The organism is Micromonospora sp. WMMD812, from assembly GCF_027497215.1.
In the GTDB taxonomy this organism is placed as follows: Bacteria; Actinomycetota; Actinomycetes; order Mycobacteriales; family Micromonosporaceae; genus Micromonospora.
In genome coordinates this window covers 3,302,499-3,320,336 of record NZ_CP114904.1, presented here as the reverse complement: position 1 = coordinate 3,320,336, position 17,838 = coordinate 3,302,499, and the positions used below count along the sequence as shown (strand labels likewise).

Here is a 17,838-nt window from a genome sequence, read left to right as displayed (position 1 = left end):
CATGATCCGTACCCGGCGTACCGCGACGGCCGCCGCCGCCCTGGCGCTCGGTGTCGTCGCCACCGCGGTGCTCGGCTTCGCCGCACCCGCCTCGGCCCACGTCACCGTGAACCCGAAGGAGGCGACCCAGGGCGGCTACGCCCGGGTGGCTTTCCGGGTCCCGAACGAGAGCGACACCGCGTCGACCACCAAGGTCGAGGTGGTGCTGCCGGAGAACGCGCCGGTGGGCTCGGTCTCCACGATGCCGGTGCCGGGCTGGACCGTCGCGATGGAGAAGCGGAAGGTTGACCCGCCGATCGAGGTGCACGGCAGCCAGATCACCGAGGCGGTGTCGAAGCTGACCTGGACGGCGACCGGCGACGCCGCGATCAAGCCGGGCCAGTTCCAGGAGTTCCCCGTCTCCCTCGGGCCGCTGCCGCAGGTCGACAAGATGGTGTTCAAGTCGCTGCAGACCTACTCCGACGGCAACATCGTGCGCTGGATCGACGAGCCGACCACGGGCGGGGAGGAGCCGGAGCACCCGGCGCCGGTGCTCGCCCTGACCGCGGCCTCTCCGTCGGCGGCTCCGGTCGCGGCGACCGCGCCGGCCGCCGACGATGACGACGACGAGGCCGAGGGGAACGGTCTCGCCACCGGGCTCGGGATCGCCGGCCTGGTCGCCGGGGTCGCCGGCCTGGCGCTCGGCGGCCTCGCGTTCGCCCGTACCCGCCGGGAACCGGCCGCGAAGGCCTGACCCGCAGCTCAACCCGTGGGCCCGCCGGACACCGTCCGGCGGGCCCACGCGTATTCCTCCGATCGCGTGCCGTGGATATCCCCTGATCGGCGGGCCGACGTCGGTAAGGTCGGCCGGGTACCTGGCCACGGAGGGGGACGGAACGAATGCGGTTCGTGCGGGCGCTCGGCGGATTGCTGCTGCTGATCATCGGTCTTCCGGCGCTGATCGCCGGCGGTGCGCTCTGGACGGTCACCCGGCACGCCGACCCGAGCGGCGCCTTCGCCGCCCGGTTCGAGACCGTGCAGACGCCCGGGCACGCGGTGGTCGTCACCGACCTCGGCGAGCTGCTGCGGCGGGAAGCCCCGTTCGTCCGGGCCGGGCAGGTCGAGCTCCGGCTGGAGGCCCGTACCGCGGACGGCCCCGCGTTCGTCGGCCTCGCCCCGACCGACGACGTCCAGCGCTGGCTGGAGTCCGTGCCGCACGCCACGGTGCGCCGGGTGGCGCTGTCCCGCGGCCCGCTCCCGGTCCGGCTGGACGAGGGCGCGACCTCGCCCACCACCGGCACACCGGCCGCCGGGCCGACGCCGATGGGCCGCCCCTTCTGGGTACGGGAGGGGATCGGCACCCTGGAATGGACCCCGGACGACCTGGCCGGCCGTTCGCTGAGCCTCGTGGTGATGCGCCCGGACGGCCACCCGGACCTCGCCCTGGACCTGCGCGCCGAGCTGCGTGCCGGGTGGGTCACGCCGGCCACGTGGGGGCTGCTCGCCGCCGGCGTGCTGCTGGTGATGTTCGCCGTCCTGCTCCTGTTCCGCCCGGTCCGCCCCCGGGAGGTGGTCTTCGTGGTCGAGCCGGACCAGGTGCCGGTGCTCGCCGGCAGGCTCGGGGTCAGCTCGCTCAGCGGGCTGGGCGCCCCGCCGCCCGACGCCGACGAACGGGTGGTGGCCCCCCGACAGCTCGCCGCGGTCGGGTCGGTCTCGGCCGAGCGGTCCCCCGCCGCGATCGGCGCGGTGCCCGCACGCCGACCGGCCAGCCTGGCGGACCTCGTCGCGCCCGAGCTGACCGGGACCGGCGGCGCGGACACGGGGCCGGCCGCCGAGCCCGGGCGACCGCCGGCGCTGGCCCTCACCCTGGCCTGGCCACCGGTCGCCGCCGAGGGCACACCGCGACCGGTGCCGGCCGACCGCCTCCGGCCCGCGACGCCGGCTCCCGGCGGTGACGAGGGGACGGCGGAGCCCGGGCAACCCGGCTGAGCCTGCCGGAACGACGAGTGGCCCTCCGCGCTGCCGACGCGGAGGGCCACCCTCACCGGGGGATCGGTGCTGCTACCCGAGATGCGCTTGAGGTAGTTGAGTCCAGATTAGCGCCGATCGTCGCTAGTCGGGACGTCTGTCCATTTGGTGCAACTTCTCGGGCCCGACGGTCGCGCGCTCACCCGGCCGCGGCCCGCTGTCCCGACGCGCCGGCAGCACCACCAGCAACAGCAGGCTGAGCAGCACGTACGCGTTGCGGACCAGGAACTGGTCGGGACTGTCCGTACGGACCGCCGCCACCCCCCAGTCCTGAAAGGTGACGACGCCGTAGATGATCACGGCGGCGGTGCCGATCGCGAGGGCGCCCAGCCACCGCCGGCGCCGGGCACCCGCGGCGGTGGACCGGTCGGCGCGCAACGCCGCGTCCGCCAGCACCACCACCGCCGGGATGAACCAGTAGAGGTGGTGCGTCCAGGTGATCGGACTGACCAGCCCACCGACCAGCCCGGTCAGGGTCAGTCCGGCGACGTGGTCGTCGGCCCGCGCGGCGCGGGCCGCCCGCCACAGCCCGTACGCGGCCACCACGGCGACCAGCAGCAGCCACGGCAGCCGATCCGGCTTGTCGGGGACGGTGAACCGGCTGAGCAGGCCGAACAGCGACTGGTTCCCGGTGTAGTCGGTGCGCCCGACCCGGTCGGTGGCCCACAGCTCGTGCGTCCAGTACCGCCACGAGTCGCCGGGTGCGAAAGCCGCGGCCAGCAGGGTCGCGGCGGCGGCGGTCGTGCTGGCCACCGCCGCCGCCCACCAGCGACGGCAGGCGAGCAGGTAGACGATGAAGATGCCCGGGAAGAGCTTGAGCGCCGTGGCCAGGCCCACGCCGACGCCGGCCCAGCGCCGCCCCTGCGGTACGGCGAAGAGCAGGTCGGCCAGGATCAGCACGACCAGCAGCATGTTGATCTGGCCGAAGGTGATCGTCTCCCGGGTGCTCTCCACCGCCAGCACCAGCAACGCCGCCACGGTGACGGTGAACACGCGGGGCAGCCCGTGCCGGGCGATCACTGGACTGACCAGCCAGTAGGTGGTCAGCACCACCCCCAGGCCGGTGAGGATCGTGAAGATCGCCACGGTGCCGCCGAGCGGCAGCAGGGCGAACGGTCGCAGCCACAGGGCGCTGAACGGCGGATACGTGAAGTAGAGCTCCCCCTGGACCCGGTCCGGCTGGACGTAGTCGTAGAGCGGGTTGCCGTCCGCCCACCACCGCATCGCCCGCATGTAGATCTTCAGGTCGAAGAAGTCGTGCACCAGGCCGGGCACGTAGAGCGCCGGCAGCACCGCGGCCAACGCCACCACCGTGACGAGGCGACGGACCGTACGTCCACCCGGGTCGTCGTCGGTGACGGCGGGCGGTGCGACCGGTTCTGCTGCCACGGGAGAACCCTAGCGGGCTGGTCCGCCTGGAGCGCGCAGCCGTGGCCCGTGGGCTGCGCGTAGTCTGTGCCGGTGGCTGATCTTCTCGTCTGGATCGACTGTGAGATGACCGGGCTGGACCTCGGCAGGGACAAGCTGATCGAGGTCGCCGCACTGGTCACCGATCCGGATCTCAACGTGCTCGGTGACGGCGTGGACGTGGTGATCCACGCGGACGAGGCGGCGCTGGACGCGATGCCGGAGATCGTCCAGACGATGCACGCCAAGTCCGGGCTGACCGAGGAGGTCCGCCGCTCCACGGTCACCCTGGCCGAGGCGGAGGACCTGGTGCTCGACTACGTGAGCACCTTCGTGAAGGACCCGCGCACCGCGCCGCTGTGCGGCAACTCGATCGCCACCGACCGGGGCTTCATCGCCCGGGACATGCCGCGCCTCGACAACCACCTGCACTACCGCATGATCGACGTGTCGTCGATCAAGGAACTCTGCCGTCGCTGGTACCCCCGGGTGTACTTCGGGCAGCCGGCCAAGGGCCTGGCGCACCGCGCGCTGGCCGACATCCGGGAGAGCATCCGGGAGCTGGAGTACTACCGGCGGACGGTCTTCGTGCCGCTGCCGGGGCCGGACGTGGACAGCGCCAAGGCGATCGCCGCCCAACTCTGAGCCGGACCTGAGCCGGGGCGCAACCCGCTGGACGTGGCCGCCCCGCGTGGGGCTATTATTGGTCCGCACCCCGCCCGGGGCATTCGACCGGGTGCGGCGGCATGGTGGCTGTAGCTCAGTTGGCAGAGCACCGGGTTGTGGTCCCGGTTGTCGTGGGTTCAATTCCCATCAGTCACCCCACACAGCTCAGGCCCCCTCTCCGAGGGGGCCTGACGCGTTTCGGAGCGGCGGAGACGCGGAAGCCCCCGCCAGGTGGCGGGGGCGTCCGTCGTCGTGGTGGGCCGGCTCAGGCGGTCGGGGTGGCGCTCGGCGTGGTGTCCGGGTCCGGCGTGACGTCGGTGCCCGGCGCGGCCGGCGGCTCGTACGGGAGGGCGCTGCCCTTGACGTAGTCGTCCCAGCTCAGGTTCCAGTCGGTCCAGCCGTTGCCGTTCTGCAGCTTCCGCTCGGTGCCCTTGACCGTGATCGGGTCACCGATGCGGGTGTTGGTGAACAGCCAGGCGCCGTTGGCCATCGAGACGTTCACGCAGCCGTGCGAGACGTTGACGCTGCCCTGCTGCCCCTCGGACCAGGGGGCGGCGTGGATGAACTCCCCGCCCCAGGTGAGCCGCTGGGCGTAGTCGATCTTCGTGCGGTAGCCGTCCTCGGGGCCGAGCTCCTCGAAGGTGTCGAAGACGGTCTTGCGCAGCTTCTCGATCACGACCATGGTGCCGCTCGACGACGGGGTGCTCTTCTTACCGAGGCTGACCGGGATGGTCTTGATCACCGAACCGTTACGGGTGACCGTCATCCGCTTCGTCTTGTTGTCGACCGTCATGATCAGGGACGGACCGATGTTGACGTCCACGGTGAGGTCCGCCCGGCCGTACCAGCCGTCGCCCATCGGCAGGCCGCCGGCCTGGACCCGGTAGGACACCTTGCTGTTGGCCTTCCAGAACTCCTTGGGCCGGTAGCGCACCTCGGTGGGGCTCACCCAGTGCCAGATGCCCTCCTGGGCGGGCGTCGAGGTGACCGTCATCCGGCGCTGCACGTCGTCGCGGTAGTCCTCCGGAACGGCCCGGCTGAACTTGACGATCAGCGGCATGCCGACGCCGACGGTCTGGCCGTCGCCGAGGAAGCTGCTCACCCGCACCTGGTTGGCCGGCTTGGCCATGGTCGTGAAGGTGCTGGTCGCCGTGGCGGGGCGGCCGTCGTCGCCGGTCGCGGTGACGGTTGCGGTGTACGTCGCGCCGTACTCCAGCGCGCCGGCCGGCAGCCAACTCTTGCCGTCGGTGGCGAGCGTGCCCTCGACCGCCTTCCCGGCGGAGTCCTTCAGCTCGACGGCGGTCTCCACCGCGTCCGTCGTCGTGAAGGCGATGCCGGTGGAGGCGGGCACGTCCTTCGCGTCGGCCTGCGGCTCGCTGATGGTCGCCGCGGCCTTCGGCGCGGGCGTCTCGCTGGCGCCCTGCCACGACGACGGCTTGTCGTTCCCGCCGCCGGTGCAGGCGGACGTGAGCGTCAGGGCGACGGCGAGCACCCCCGCCGCCCAGAGGCGACGTCGCCCACCGGGACGGCCGCCGCCTCGCCGGATCAGCTTGTCCTGGTCAGCTCGCATGGTGTCCTCACAGTCTTGGTCCCCCCGCACGGCCCATCTTCTCTCACAGACGCACCAAGACAGGTACCCGTTGCCGGGGGTGAAACGAAACACGTCAAGACATCATGCCGGAATATTGCTAGGATCCGCCGTTTCGCGAAGCTGGCTCGCTTTGCCGGGGGTTGTCGGAGCGTGTCCGACGGCGACCGGCCCTCGGCGCGGCGCCACCAGGAGGCTCGGTCGGCCGGGCGGCGGGGAGCCCTTCAGCGGGGGCGGGGCGGCGCCGGCCCGCCCGGACCGGCGCCACCGGTGGTGTCAGAGTGCCGGACCAGCCCCGCCGGCGGGCACCGGCAGGGCGCTGCCCTTGACGAACTCCGACCAGCTCAGGCTCCAGGCGGTCCAGCCGTTGCCGGCGGCCAGTCGACGTTCGGTGCCCTTGATGGTGATCGGGTCGCCGATCTTCGTCTTCGAGAACAGCCATCGCGCGTTGGCCTGGGAGACATTGACGCAGCCGTGCGAGACGTTCTGGCGGCCCTGGACGTGCTCCGACCACGGCGCCGCGTGGATGTACTCGCCGCCCCAGGTCAACCGCTGGGCGAACTCGATGTCCGTGACGTAGCGGTTGGACGGGTCGGGGTCGTCCCGGGTGTCGAACACCGTCTTCTCCTTCTTCTCCATCACGACCAGGGTGCCGCTGGAGGAGGGGGTGCTCTTCTTGCCGAGGCTCACCGGGAGGGTCTTGATCAGTTTGCCGCCCTCGTACACGCTCATCTGCTTGGTGGCGTTGTCCACCTTCATCACGAAGGAGCTGCCGATCTTTCCGGTCGCCTTCCGGTCGACGTCGCCGTAGCGGCCGTTGCTGAGCGGAAGGCCAGCCAGCGCGATCCGGACGTCGAGCGTGGTCCCCGGCTTCCAGTACTCCGGCGCCCGGTAGTAGGCCTGGCTGCCGTTGCTCACCCAGTGCCAGGCTCCCGGCTGCGGCGGGTCGGTCCGGACGAACATCCGCTTCTGCACCGCCGCCCGGTCCTTCTTCGGGATGCCCGGGTGGAACTCGACGACCACCGGCATGGCCACGCCATACGTCTTGTCGTCGAACAGGTAGAGGCCGGAGCCGACGGTCGACGACGGCTTCTTCATCGTGGTGAAGGTGCTGGTGCCCTGGCTCGTCACTCCGTCGGCGCCGGTCGCGGTGACCGTGGCGGTGTAACTGGCTCCGTACGCCAACGGTTTGCTCGGCACCCAGGACGAGCCGTCGGTGCGCAGCTTCCCCTCGACCTTCTTGCCGTCGGCGGCGGCCAGGGTGACCTCGGACACCTTGCCGCCGTCCGGCAACTTGGCGCTGATCTCCGTGCTGACCGGCCTGTTCTTGGCCCCGTTTGCCGGATTGAGCGCCAGCGTCGGGCCGGCCGGCGTGGCCGGATCCGACGGGGTGGCCGCGTCGGCGCTCGCGCTCGGCGTCGTCCCGCCGACGAAAGTCGGCTCCTTCTGCTCGTCGCCGCAGCCGGTCAGCGCCAGCGACGCCATCAGGGTCAGGACGCCCACCACCGCCCCGGCCCGCGTGAACCTGCCCATCCCCACCTCTGTTCTCGCGTACCTGGCGGACATGGTGCCGCATCCCGGCGTTTCGGCAGACCCCGCTCGTCGGGCAGCCGTGCACTTTGGGCTCTTTGCCCGTTAAGCTCGCCCGAAGGGTGGAGCCGGGTATCGGATTGGAACCCCACTCGAGGGCCGTGCTAAGGTTCTCCCCGTTGCCAGCGAGCGCCGCTAGCTCAACTGGCAGAGCAGCGGACTCTTAATCCGCGGGTTCGGGGTTCGAGTCCCTGGCGGCGCACCAAAGATCAAGGCCCTGACCTGGTGGTTCACACTGGGCCGGGGCCTTTTTCGTGGACGTGGTTGCCGGGCGGTCGCTCGATGGGTGCTCGGGAGCCGTTGGACCGGGCCGGCGTTGCTGGGACATGTGGTTGTTCCGTGGACGCCTGCGCTCATGGTCATCTCTGAGGCCAGCCTGCATCTGGCCCTCGGGGTCGTTGGCGTATCCGCCCGCCGGGCGCCGACGCGCTTCCTTCGAGCATCCACGCGGAGCCGATCACCGGCGATTACGCTGGCGGCGTGGGGGGACAGCCGCGGGTTCGTGTGCAGGGGGACCTCTATCACCCGGTGGTGCCGCCCGGTGCCGTGTATGTGGGGCGACAGGGGTTCGGGTTGCGGCGTTCTCCTTGGGCCAATCCGTTCAGCCTGCGAAAGCATGATCGGGCGGAGGCGTTACGCCTCTATCGGCAGTGGCTTGTGGGGCAGCCGGCCCTTGTTGACCGGGCGCGTCGGGAACTCACGGGGAAGCAGTTGGCGTGCTGGTGCCGCGCCGAGGATCCGTGCCATGCCGACGTGCTGGCCGACGTCATCGGCTGAGGTGCAATCGGTATCGCGCGGAGGGCCGTCTTGGTGCGTAGACGCCGCCGATGCTGAAGGACTGCGGTCTTGCCGCTTGGTTGCCTACGTAGAAGGCGACGTCGCGGTCGGCGGCGCAGAGCTGGGTGAGGAACTTGTCTCTCAGTTGCTCCTCGGCCTCCGCGTCGGTGAGCTCGTCCAGGCGGCGTTGTAGGGCGACGAACTCCCAGTCCCAGAGTGTCTGCTGGTGACCGCGGCAATGACGGTCCGCGCAGCGGTAGCGGTAGGCGCCGGTGAAGCGCGGTGCTTGAAGCGGGCTGCGCTTGGCCGGTTCCAGTAGGTCGAGTTGGTTGAGGTAGCCAGTGATCTTCCTGCGATCCTCCGCCGACCAGCCGGGGTGTCGCTTGACCTGAAGCGCCGAGATGTCGGCCGCGCGAATGAGCGCGATCGATCGTGCGCTCGGGTCGTCGCGGGCCTGTTTGTTGAGCCGGCACATGGAGTCTTCGACGAGTGGATCGAGGAGGTTCCGACGCGACTGCCGATTGGCGATGTGCCGCTCGGCGGTGATGGTGTCCACGATCGGCTTCCAGCTCTCGCGCCGCTGGTCTTGCCTGGCTGGGAGTGCCTCGACGTGGATGATGTCGTACTTGTGGAACTTGCCGTCGTCGTCGAGGTGCCGGTAGTGGATTGGGTAGAGGCGAATCCAGCCCGTCCAGGGTGGGTCCATGCCCAGTGCCCCGACGCAGACAGTCTCCCCGTACTGCGCGGAGGGGTTGGGTGCCGCTTTCACTGTGATCAGGAGGCGGAGTTTCGTTGGTCGTGCCAGGACTGGTTTCGGTCTCGGCTCTTCGTCGGTGCTCGGTCCCCACAATGGAAGCTGTTCCAACGGAACCACCTACATCGCTAAATGCAGCTGTACAGGCACATTCAGTTACATAGACAGTCTCACACCTAGGGGAGCTGGCGCTAGGCGGCCGGGGCGAGGGGTGGCTGCTCAGCCGAACGCTGGCGCGGAAGGCTCGCTTGAATCCGTCACTTTCGGTAACCATTTTCTCAGTGTGTGGCGCTTCATCGCCGAGCCGGGAAGGCGCGTGTCAGGCGTTTCTGGCGATCGGTGCTGGCGGTGCGGTGCTCTCCATGGAGATCGACTTTTTCTGGACCGTTTTGACCGCTTCGCTTTCTTCGTCCTCGGCTCTTCGGCTGATTCACTGAACAGTGATCTCCAAAATCGGCCCCAAAACCACGGTTCGGGTATGTGGGTGCTCGCACGGCCCGCCGACGCCTCGCCCAACGGCCCACAGCGGGCGCTGTCTCCGGTCGCGGCGGTCCCTGGCTTCTGATCTCCCGGTCAGAGCATCGATCACTCTCGGTTGCGGCTTTAGGAAACAGGATGTCGGACCGCCGGGGCTCGGAGGGATCATCAGGGAATGGGTGACCAGGATGCCGCGCGGCGGTTGTCCCCGAGGCGGTGGCGGATCCTGTCGTACCTGGCGCAGCACGGTTCCGCGTCGACCCTAGACGTGGCGCTTGTTGGTGCGGTGTCGCGGCTGACGGCCCACCGGGACCTGGTGTGGCTGCATGAGGCGGGACTGGTGCGCCGCGAGCGCTCGCCGGAGGACCGCACCCACACCTGGTGGTACGAGGTCACGGCCGAGGGGACGGAGGTCCTCCGCCGCGCCCTGACGGCGTCGGGGCGGCCGGTTCCGCTGCGGTTGGGTCAGCGGCCCTCCGGCAGGGCGGATGCCCTGCTGTTTCTGCCGTTGATCGAGGTGTCGCGGCGCAACCCGGGGCGGTGCGAGCTGTTCCAGTGGCTGGCGACGATGGAGACCTCGGCGTGGTTGCGCCAGCACGACCTGGCGCAGTTGCGGGCCGACGGTTACGGCATATGGCTGCAGGACGGTCGGTGCCTGCGGTTCCTGGTACACGTCGACCGTGGCCCGATCGGCGACGTTGTCGCCGAACACGAGCGGCCGGCGTCAGGGCTGGGTGGACTGCTGGCCGGCTACCGGCGTGCGGACCGGCTGGTGCCGGTCGGGGTGGTTCTTCTAATCGCTCAGGACGCCGAGCGAGAGGAACGGTTGCGGGCTGACCTGCTCCGGGAGCCACTGCGGAATGCTGTCGCCACGACCACGCAGCAGTTGTTGTATCGCCACTGGCCGGACGATCAGTTATGGCAGGTGCCGGGCGAGAGTGGTAGGCGCCGCCTCGTCGAGGTCGGATCTTGACCTCACCACGTCACGATGCCTCTTCCACCGCCGACCTCCTGATCGCGACGAGGCCGGCGGCGTGGTGCTGGAGTCAGCAGCGTCGTGCTGCCCTGCTACCCCTACGCTGGCGGCATGAGGGAGCCCAGCGCGAACCGGACTGGTAGGTGCTGATGAACCGGCATGCAGCGGCACATGCCGAGGCGATTCCCGACGCTATCCGGACGGACGTGGAGACGCTCTGGCGCTACCACGACATGCATCACGAGTTGCGCCCATGCGACGTGGGGATCGGGTTGGGCAGTCATGACCTCGGGGTGGCTGTTATCGCGACGCGCTTGTTTCACCAGGGCCTGTTCCCCAGGATCGTGTTCACCGGCGCGAACGCCCCGACGACCGTCGAGCGGTTCCCGCGTGGAGAAGCAGTGCACTACCGCGAGTACGCCGTCGAGCAGGGCGTACCCGCGGAAGCGATTCTCGTGGAGCCGCGTGCCACGAACACCGCCCAGAACCTGGAGTACTCGCGTCAGCTCCTGACCGAACACCGGATGCCGGTGCAGTCGGTGCTGATCATGTCGCGGCCCTACCAGCAGCGTCGGGCCTACGCCACGTGCCGGCTGATGTGGCCGGAGGTCGATGTGGTGTGCGCGTCGAACCCACTCGAACTGGATGACTACGTGAGCAGCATTGGCGACCCGCGGCGGGTGGTGGACATGCTGGTGGGCGACACGCAACGGATCGAGGTGTACGCGGAGCGTGGGTTCGCGATTCCGCAGGAGATGCCGGACGAGGTATTGGCGGCCTTTGAGCGCCTGGTGGCGGCTGGCTACACGAGCCGGCTGATCTGAGCCGAGCTACCAGCGTGGCCCTCCTGACCGGACGCCCATGCGGTCGCTGAGTTCGACGGCCAGTCGGGGTGGCCGGGGGCGGGTGAGGATGTCCCGGACGAGGTCGCGGGAGAGCTGGTGGTAACGCACCTGGTCGGGGCCGATGACCTCGGCGTCCAGGAGCGCGTTGAGCGCGTCGTCGATGCGGTTCCACCGGGCAAGGGCTCGTGCGGTTTCGATGGCGTGCCGAACCTGCCGCTCGACGGGCACGGTGCTGGTGTCGAGTGGGGCGCCGATGGCGATGGCGCGTTGCACGTCGCCGAGTTCCATCGCCACGGTCGTCTTGTGGATCGACACGTTGGTCGGCCCGAACGCGGTCCACACATGGTTGCCATCGGTACCGAGCCGCTGTGCAGCCGCATCGGCCTCCGTGATGTGAGTGTCGGCGGAGGCACGATTGTCGTCCCGGGCGGCGGCCAGCGCGCAGACGAGGTGCAGGCTGCCGTATACCGACAGCAGCTGCGGAGTGGGTTTGGCGAGCCGTGGTTCCAGGAACTGCGCCGCTGTGGCGGCGAGGCCACGGGCTTGGGCGTACTCACCGATGGAGACCAGCGAGTGCGCGGCGGAGCGGCTGAGTGAGCCGATGACGACGTGGTCGTGGCTGGCGTTGGCGGCGGCCAGACCTCGGCTGGCGGCGGTCCACGCGAGGTCACCTTCGCCGAGCTTGGTGAGGAACAACGCGGCGAGCTGGTGGGCGTAAGCGGTCATCGCGTGCGCGCGCTGGCCGTCGTCTCCGTCGTACGCCTCCGTGGCGGTGAGGCAGTCGTGGATGAGGTAGGGCAGCCGGCGGGCGAGGGTGCCGTATCTCGAGTGCTGGTAGGCGGTCCAGATCTCGGCGACGTCGTTCTCGATTTCGTGCAGGGCGGGAGCCTCGACGTCCCCCGTGCTGGCCAGCGCTGGCGCGAGGTGACGATAGTCGTGAAGCGCGGCCCGCAAGGCCGGGATCGTCTCGCGCCCGGAGTCGTCCGACCACTCGAACAGGCTAGGTGCACCGATCAGGTCGCCGAGGGACACGTCGAGGGCCTTGGCGATCGCGCGGATGACCGACAGCCGGTCCAGGTCGGCCCGGTTCGTCTCGACCTTGCGTAACCACTCCTGCGTCTTCCCGACCAGACCGGCGAGCACCTCCTGGGAAAGCCCTCGCCGACGCCGGTAGAAGGCGACGCGCTGGCCGATCGTCATGTCGTCCGTCATCCCTCGCACACCATCACCCTGCCCGCTGAAGGCCGCCGGACCCGGTACGGATTTTCCCGGTCCTCCGGACGGACCGCCCCTACGTTCAGTTCACCCCGGATCACCGGCGCGTGTCGATGCCGGTGTCAGGGATGACTGACAGGGAGCTGCAGATGGAGGGATCGATGAGCGGCGCACCACACCACGGCTTGGGCCGCTGGCTCGGCCCGTCCGGGAGCGAACTGTCTCGGCGCCTTCCCCGCCTGCGTACCGCCACGAGGGCTGCGCGGGTGGGTGATCGGCGGTCTGCTCCCAGCCGCCGTGATGCGGCGGCGGGCTCGCCATTCCCCCGACGAGCCCGCCGCTCATCGTCCCTGGCGTGGGTGACGGCATGACGTTGTACGTCTCGCGTAACGCCATGTCCGGCCAGTCCCGGCACCCCGAGAGCAGGTGGATGGCCTCGGCGGGGCAGGTGTGGCCCGCTGATCCGCCGCTGCTCACCTTCGTGTGGCGTCGGCTGTTCGCGCAGCAGACCCGCGAGGGCGGTCGCCGATGACTGGGCAACAGCGCCGTCTCGCGGTCAACCGGCTCGCGCCAGCCGAGGTGGAGCATCTGCCGATGCGCCCGCTGTGGCTGTGCCGCCGGTGCGGGCAGCCGTGGCCCTGCGGCGCGGCGAAGCTCGCGCTCCTGGCCGAGTACCGAGAAGTGCCGGTGAGCCTGTTCCTCTACCTGGCCAGCTGCCTGCACGACGCGATCGACGACCTGCACCGGCTCAACCCGAGCGTCACGGGCAGCGCCGCCGACATGTTCGACCGGTTCCTCGGCTGGCCGGCCCGCCACACCCACGCCTACCGCGTCAGCACCACCGGGGCGGCCAGCATTGAGGAGGCCTCCTCGTGAACGGCATCGGCGTCATCAACGCCACCGGCCAGCCGGCGATCGCCGGCAGCTTCCACACCCTGGTCGTGCAGCCGACGAGCTTCTGCAACCTCGACTGCACCTACTGCTACCTGCCCGACCGAAGATCCTTCCGCCTGATGAGCGGCGCGGTCGCGCAGGCCTGCGCGAAGTCGATCGTCCAGCAGAACAGCGGTCATCACGTGAGTGTCGTGTGGCACGGTGGCGAACCCACCGCCACACCGATAAGGCTGTTCCGGGAGCTGCTGGCCCCGTTCGAGGAGCTCCGGCGCGTGGGCATGGTGCGTCACGAGATCCAGACGAACGCGACGCTGATCAACCGACAGTGGTGCGAGCTGCTCACCGCCTATGGGTACGAGGTCGGAGTCAGCATCGACGGACCGGGCGCGTTGAACCGGAACCGCCTCGACCGGGCCGGCAAGCCGACGGACGCCCGGACCCTGCGCGGCATGCAGACCCTGGCCGACGCAGGGCTGAGGTACTCGGTGATCTGTGTGGTCACCCCGGAAACCATCGACCACGCGGAAGCCCTCGTCGACTTCTTCACCGGCCTACCCGGCTGCGAGTCGGTGGGCTTCAACATCGAAGAGCAGGAGGGCGCCGACCGGGCACCGGTGTCGGAGGACGCCGCGTACCGCTTCTGGAAGCACCTCATCGCACGGCGCGTCGGCGGCAACCCGCTGCGGATCCGCGACGTGGACCGGCTGGCCGACTACCTCGCCACCACCCGCGCCGGATACGTCGACCACGCCCCGTACGAGCCGATCCCGACGGTCTCTTGGGATGGGCAGGTGGTGCTGCTGTCACCGGAGCTGCTCGGCATCACCGAGCCGCGATACGGCGACTTCATCGCCGGCAACGTCCTCCATCAGCCCATCACCGCCATGCTCGCCCGCGCTGGCGATCTAGGCTACGTCGCCGAGTTCGTCACGGCCCTCAACGACTGCGCCGACCAGTGCGCCTTCTACGACTTCTGCCGTGGCGCCCAGGCCGGCAACCGCTACTTCGAGCACGCGACGTTCACCGCCCGAGAGACGACCTACTGCCGGACCACCCGACAGGCCCTCGTCCGCGCCGCCGCGGACCACCTCACCCCTCAAGGAGGAGCACCATGACCAACGCTCTCGCGGTCCTCGTCAACGCCGCACCCGAGCAACTCGCTCGCCTCGGCGTCGACCCCGAGCGGTCGGTAGCGTCGATCGACGCGGCGAAGTTCGACAACCGCCCCACCTGGGACAACAAGAGTAAATTCGACAGTCGGCCCGGCTGGGACAACTGGAACAAGAAGAAGTAGCCCCCACCACGGGACGCCCGGGGTGGCGTGCCCACCCCGCGCCCGCACAGGTTGAGGACATATGCGCACCACCACAATCGGCGACGTGAAGATCCTGCTGCCGGACCTCGAACCGGAAGACCTCGACACCACGACGAACCTCGCCGACGGCCTCACCGAGGCGCTCGTCAATGGCGCAGCGTGGCACAACTTGCACCTTGAGGATGTCAGCATCCGCAGCAGTCTGATCACCGGCGTGGACCTGAGCGAGAGCACCTGGGAGGCGGGCAGCCTCTACGGCTGCGACTTCACCCGCACCGACTTCTCCGGAGCGACCCTGACCGGCATCACCATCGAACGATGCGCGATCACCGGCTCCCGGTTCACCGGCACCAGACTCACCGACGTACGCCTCAAGGACGTCCTGTTCGACAGCTGCCGCTTCGACTACGCCACCCTCCACCGCGTCACCGCGGCCGGCTCGGTCGCGTTCACCGACTGCACTCTCACCAACGGCGCGTGGTCTTCCTGCCGACTACCGCGTATCGCGCTGCGGTCGTGTGACCTTGCCGGCCTGGAACTGGACTCCTGCCACCTCGACGGCGCCGACCTGCGGGGCAGCCGCCTCCAGGGCCTCAAGACGCCGCTGGACAACCTGCGCGGCGTCACCCTCGGCGAGGACCAACTTCCTGACCTCACCCAGCTGACCGTCGCCGCCCTCGACCTCACCGTCCGCAACGACTGAAGCCGAGGAGGCATCGTGCTCGCTGAACCCACCGGCAGCCCGAACACGATCCTCGTCTGCATCCGGGGCAACTCCGGCTCGGGAAAGAGCAGCATCGCCCGGGAGCTGCGGCGCCGGCACGGCCGGGGCTGTGCCCTGGTCGAGCAGGACTACCTGCGCCGCATCGTGCTGCGGGAGCGGGACAAGCCCGGCGGCGCGGCACCGGCATTGATCGGGGAGACCGTTCGGTTCGCGCTGGACCACGGCTACCACGTGGTGTTGGAGGGCATCATGCACACCAGCCGATACCGCAACATGCTGACCTCCCTGCGGGACGGCCACCGCGGCCGGTCGCTGCTCTGCTATCTCGACGTGTCCCTGGCCGAGACCCTGTGCCGGCACCTCACGCGCCCGCAGGTCAGTGAGTTCACCGCCGAGCACATGAGCGGCTGGTACACCGCCCATGACGTCCTGGGCTGGCCCGACGAACTCGTCCTACCGGAGACCATCACCCTGGTCGACGCCGTCGAGGCCATCGCGACTGCCGCTGGGCTACCCCAGACCGGACGCGACGACGACCTTGTACCGAACGTTCCGCCCCCGTAGTGCAGCTCAGCCGGCTACCGGTGTCGCCGTTCCGGGCGCACCGTCTCCCAACGTCGGTCCCGAGTGGTCAGACAGCCCGCCAAGCACGGCGACTGCGACGGCGTGCAGCTCGCCCTACCGCGCCCACCTGAGCCAGCTCGCGATGACAGTGAAGTCGTGCTCGGTCAACCCGCGACGGGAATCGACCCGATGCAGCAGGGCCGGACTTGGGTGATGAGCCGACACCCACTGCTGATCGACGTGGGAGATCTCGTCGTCGACCCAGACGAAGGGCCGTCCCTGCGCCCACTCGACCAGCCCACGGGTCTTCCAGTGCAGGGCCCCACCTCGTCAGAGTCGGGCCAGTCCACGACGGGCAGAGGCGGCAACCCCAGCAGCGGCGCGAGCACATCGCTCGCGTCGCTCATCCAGGTCGTCGCCCACACCAGATCACACGGCAGAACCTCCAGCCGGCGGCCGTGTCCCGGATCGACCTTGTGCAGCAGGGGATGGGCATCGGCCGGTAGAGCCGGTGCCACGGGGCGGCCATGTGACATGCCCGGCCCAGCCGCCGCGGGTGTGCCGAACGGGATGAGGGTGCCGTCCACATCAAGGAACAGCAACGGACGCGGCGCAGGGGCGGACATGACCCCAGCGGCTAACCCTCGCGCCGCCACCGGACCTCCGCGCCTTTCCAAACTATTCGTCTCGCCGATGCTCACGGGGCCGGGCAAGCGTGCGCCGCTGACGGCGACCAAGGCAGGGGCGGCGCCGGGATGCATCTCTTACCGGATCCTTTCCGCTCCGGCGGCGCTGTGGTCACCCGACCACGCCACCAACATCACATCCCACAGGTTCAACCAAGGAGTTCTCGTGGTTTCGTCGACACCTTCACCTACTGCCGAAGACATTGGCAGTGAGGAGTTCGGCTTGATCCCCGTTCGGGGATCGGGCTTGGCGTCAGCGTTGACGTCAGTCTTCAGCCGGACCCCCGAACCGACCCCCTGTTTCCTCTCACACCGCAGGTCAGCGCGTCTGTCAGCGCCGTCGGCTTGTCCTGCGACAGACCCTGCCTGGTCTCGGGTCTCTCCCCCTGGGGCCGGCATCCCCTACCTGGGAAGGAGGTGGTAGCCGGTGGATGATCCGGTCCTTCGGGTCCAGTCCCAGCTGACCGGCCGTGACCGTGTGCTGCTGGGCTGGTTGTACGACCACGGCGTATTGACGTCGTTCCAGCTCGCGAACACCCTGTTCCCGTCGTTGGATTTCTGCCAGCGGCGGTTGCGGACCCTGTACCGGTTGCGGTTGGTGGCCCGGTTCCGACCGCAGCGGGCCGACGGCGGCTCGTACCCGTACCACTACGTCATCGACCAGCTCGGCGCCGAAGTCGTCGCCGCGAGTCGCGACGAACGCCCGCCGCGGCGGGAACACGCCCGGGTGGAGCGGCGGCGCTGGACCTCGACCCGCAGCCTCACCCACCGCCTCGGAGTGAACGGCTTCTTCACCGACCTGGCCGGGCACGCCCGCACCCATCCGGGCACCGGCCTGGTGGAGTGGCTGCCGGAGGCGGTGTGCCAGCGCGCCGGGACGTTCACCCGGCGGCAGGATCCGGGGCTGGTGCGGGCGTATCAGCCGCGTGTCCGCCCGGACGGCTACGGCCGGTGGATCGAGAACGATGTCGAGGTGCCGTTCTTCGTCGAGTACGACACCGGCGCCGAGCAGTTGTCGATCCTGGCCGGCAAGGTGGACGGCTATCAGGAGCTGTTCGGCACGATCGAGCGGGCGTGGCCGGTGCTGTTCTGGCTGCACTCGGCCGCCCGCGAGCGCAACCTACGCCGCGTGCTGGCTGACGTGCCGCTGGCGGTGCCGGTCGCTACCGGGGCCCGCGACCACGCCGCGACGGCGGGCCTCGGCCCGGCAGAGGCGGTGTGGGCCATGGCCGGCCGGGAAGGGCAGCGGCTGCGGCTGGCCGATCTGGCCGGGTATGCCGTTGACGTCTCCAGCCGGGCGGGTGAGGCCGCGTGATCGGCGACGGCACAACGGCCGTGGACAGTACCTCCGCT

General features: G+C 69.7%; 17 protein-coding genes, 2 tRNA genes and 2 pseudogenes. 15 read left to right on the top strand and 6 right to left on the bottom strand.

Annotated features, from left to right (window positions below; genetic code table 11):
- Position 1 precedes the first annotated feature (1 nt).
- Complete coding sequence (locus O7603_RS15200) at positions 2-733, top strand: YcnI family protein (protein WP_281576356.1); 732 nt, start codon at positions 2-4, stop codon at positions 731-733.
- Between the two features lie 680 nt (positions 734-1,413).
- Positions 1,414-1,689 (top strand): annotated as a pseudogene (locus O7603_RS15195) (hypothetical protein); the annotation flags it as partial.
- Between the two features lie 402 nt (positions 1,690-2,091).
- Here the strand turns inward: O7603_RS15195 and O7603_RS15190 are convergent.
- Entirely contained in the window at positions 2,092-3,396 is a 1,305-nt protein-coding gene (locus O7603_RS15190; RefSeq protein ID WP_281576355.1) for a glycosyltransferase 87 family protein, read from the bottom strand.
- A 66-nt stretch (positions 3,397-3,462) separates the two neighbouring features.
- Here O7603_RS15190 and orn point away from each other — a divergent pair, with 66 nt between their 5' ends.
- Together orn and O7603_RS15180 are read left to right on the top strand one after the other, a co-directional pair.
- On the top strand, positions 3,463-4,059 hold the full coding sequence (orn, locus tag O7603_RS15185) for an oligoribonuclease (RefSeq protein WP_281576354.1): 597 nt from the start codon (positions 3,463-3,465) through the stop codon (positions 4,057-4,059).
- Positions 4,060-4,163: 104 nt separating this feature from the next.
- Positions 4,164-4,239: transfer RNA gene (locus O7603_RS15180), tRNA-His, on the top strand.
- Between the two features lie 106 nt (positions 4,240-4,345).
- Here O7603_RS15180 and O7603_RS15175 read toward each other — a convergent pair.
- Complete coding sequence (locus O7603_RS15175; RefSeq protein WP_281576353.1) at positions 4,346-5,650, bottom strand: Ig-like domain-containing protein; 1,305 nt, start codon at positions 5,648-5,650, stop codon at positions 4,346-4,348.
- Positions 5,651-5,944: 294 nt separating this feature from the next.
- Positions 5,945-7,201 (bottom strand): Ig-like domain-containing protein, encoded by a 1,257-nt coding sequence (locus O7603_RS15170; protein WP_281576352.1) that lies wholly within the window; start codon positions 7,199-7,201, stop codon positions 5,945-5,947.
- A 186-nt stretch (positions 7,202-7,387) separates the two neighbouring features.
- Between O7603_RS15170 and O7603_RS15165 the strand changes: the two genes are divergently transcribed.
- Positions 7,388-7,463 (top strand) — tRNA-Lys (locus tag O7603_RS15165).
- Between the two features lie 275 nt (positions 7,464-7,738).
- The gene (locus O7603_RS15160) at positions 7,739-8,035 is read left to right on the top strand and encodes a DUF4326 domain-containing protein (RefSeq protein WP_348651063.1); all 297 of its coding nucleotides are present in this window, start codon (positions 7,739-7,741) and stop codon (positions 8,033-8,035) included.
- On the opposite strand, the gene O7603_RS15155 is transcribed toward O7603_RS15160, so the two are convergent.
- Positions 8,025-8,741, bottom strand: coding sequence for a hypothetical protein (locus O7603_RS15155; protein ID WP_281576351.1), 717 nt, complete (start codon positions 8,739-8,741; stop codon positions 8,025-8,027). The two genes, O7603_RS15160 and O7603_RS15155, sit on opposite strands and share 11 nt — an antisense overlap.
- Before the next feature lie 700 nt (positions 8,742-9,441).
- Here O7603_RS15155 and O7603_RS15150 point away from each other — a divergent pair.
- Both O7603_RS15150 and O7603_RS15145 read left to right on the top strand, forming a co-directional pair.
- Positions 9,442-10,239 carry a DeoR family transcriptional regulator gene (locus tag O7603_RS15150; RefSeq protein ID WP_281576350.1) on the top strand — a complete coding sequence of 266 codons (798 nt, stop codon included), beginning with the start codon at positions 9,442-9,444 and terminating at the stop codon, positions 10,237-10,239.
- Between the two features lie 146 nt (positions 10,240-10,385).
- A complete protein-coding gene (locus O7603_RS15145; RefSeq protein WP_281576349.1) occupies positions 10,386-11,066 on the top strand; it encodes a YdcF family protein in 681 nt (226 codons plus the stop codon).
- A 6-nt stretch (positions 11,067-11,072) separates the two neighbouring features.
- Here the strand turns inward: O7603_RS15145 and O7603_RS15140 are convergent, their stop codons facing one another.
- The gene (locus O7603_RS15140) at positions 11,073-12,299 is read right to left on the bottom strand and encodes a helix-turn-helix transcriptional regulator (protein ID WP_281576348.1); all 1,227 of its coding nucleotides are present in this window, start codon (positions 12,297-12,299) and stop codon (positions 11,073-11,075) included.
- Between the two features lie 370 nt (positions 12,300-12,669).
- Here O7603_RS15140 and amcA (O7603_RS15135) point away from each other — a divergent pair, with 370 nt between their 5' ends.
- From amcA (O7603_RS15135) to O7603_RS15110, 6 genes are all read left to right on the top strand, one after another.
- Positions 12,670-12,834 (top strand): multiple cyclophane-containing RiPP AmcA, encoded by a 165-nt coding sequence (gene amcA / locus O7603_RS15135; RefSeq protein WP_281576347.1) that lies wholly within the window; start codon positions 12,670-12,672, stop codon positions 12,832-12,834.
- Positions 12,831-13,178 (top strand): hypothetical protein, encoded by a 348-nt coding sequence (locus O7603_RS15130; RefSeq protein WP_281576346.1) that lies wholly within the window; start codon positions 12,831-12,833, stop codon positions 13,176-13,178. The genes amcA (O7603_RS15135) and O7603_RS15130 overlap by 4 nt, the downstream gene beginning before the upstream one ends.
- Positions 13,175-14,311 carry a cyclophane-forming radical SAM peptide maturase AmcB gene (gene amcB / locus O7603_RS15125; RefSeq protein ID WP_281576345.1) on the top strand — a complete coding sequence of 379 codons (1,137 nt, stop codon included), beginning with the start codon at positions 13,175-13,177 and terminating at the stop codon, positions 14,309-14,311. Before O7603_RS15130 ends, amcB begins: the two co-directional genes overlap by 4 nt.
- Entirely contained in the window at positions 14,308-14,490 is a 183-nt protein-coding gene (gene amcA / locus O7603_RS15120; RefSeq protein WP_281576344.1) for a multiple cyclophane-containing RiPP AmcA, read from the top strand. The genes amcB and amcA (O7603_RS15120) overlap by 4 nt, the downstream gene beginning before the upstream one ends.
- A 61-nt stretch (positions 14,491-14,551) precedes the next feature.
- Positions 14,552-15,214, top strand: coding sequence for a pentapeptide repeat-containing protein (locus O7603_RS15115; protein ID WP_281576343.1), 663 nt, complete (start codon positions 14,552-14,554; stop codon positions 15,212-15,214).
- Positions 15,215-15,229: 15 nt separating this feature from the next.
- Positions 15,230-15,799 carry a kinase gene (locus O7603_RS15110; protein ID WP_281576342.1) on the top strand — a complete coding sequence of 190 codons (570 nt, stop codon included), beginning with the start codon at positions 15,230-15,232 and terminating at the stop codon, positions 15,797-15,799.
- A 114-nt stretch (positions 15,800-15,913) separates the two neighbouring features.
- On the opposite strand, the pseudogene O7603_RS33045 reads toward O7603_RS15110, so the two are convergent.
- Positions 15,914-16,401: pseudogene (locus tag O7603_RS33045) on the bottom strand (HAD domain-containing protein).
- Positions 16,402-16,912: 511 nt separating this feature from the next.
- Here O7603_RS33045 and O7603_RS15105 point away from each other — a divergent pair.
- Positions 16,913-17,800, top strand: a complete 888-nt coding sequence (locus tag O7603_RS15105) for a replication-relaxation family protein (RefSeq protein ID WP_281576341.1) — start codon at positions 16,913-16,915, stop codon at positions 17,798-17,800.
- Positions 17,801-17,838 lie beyond the last annotated feature (38 nt).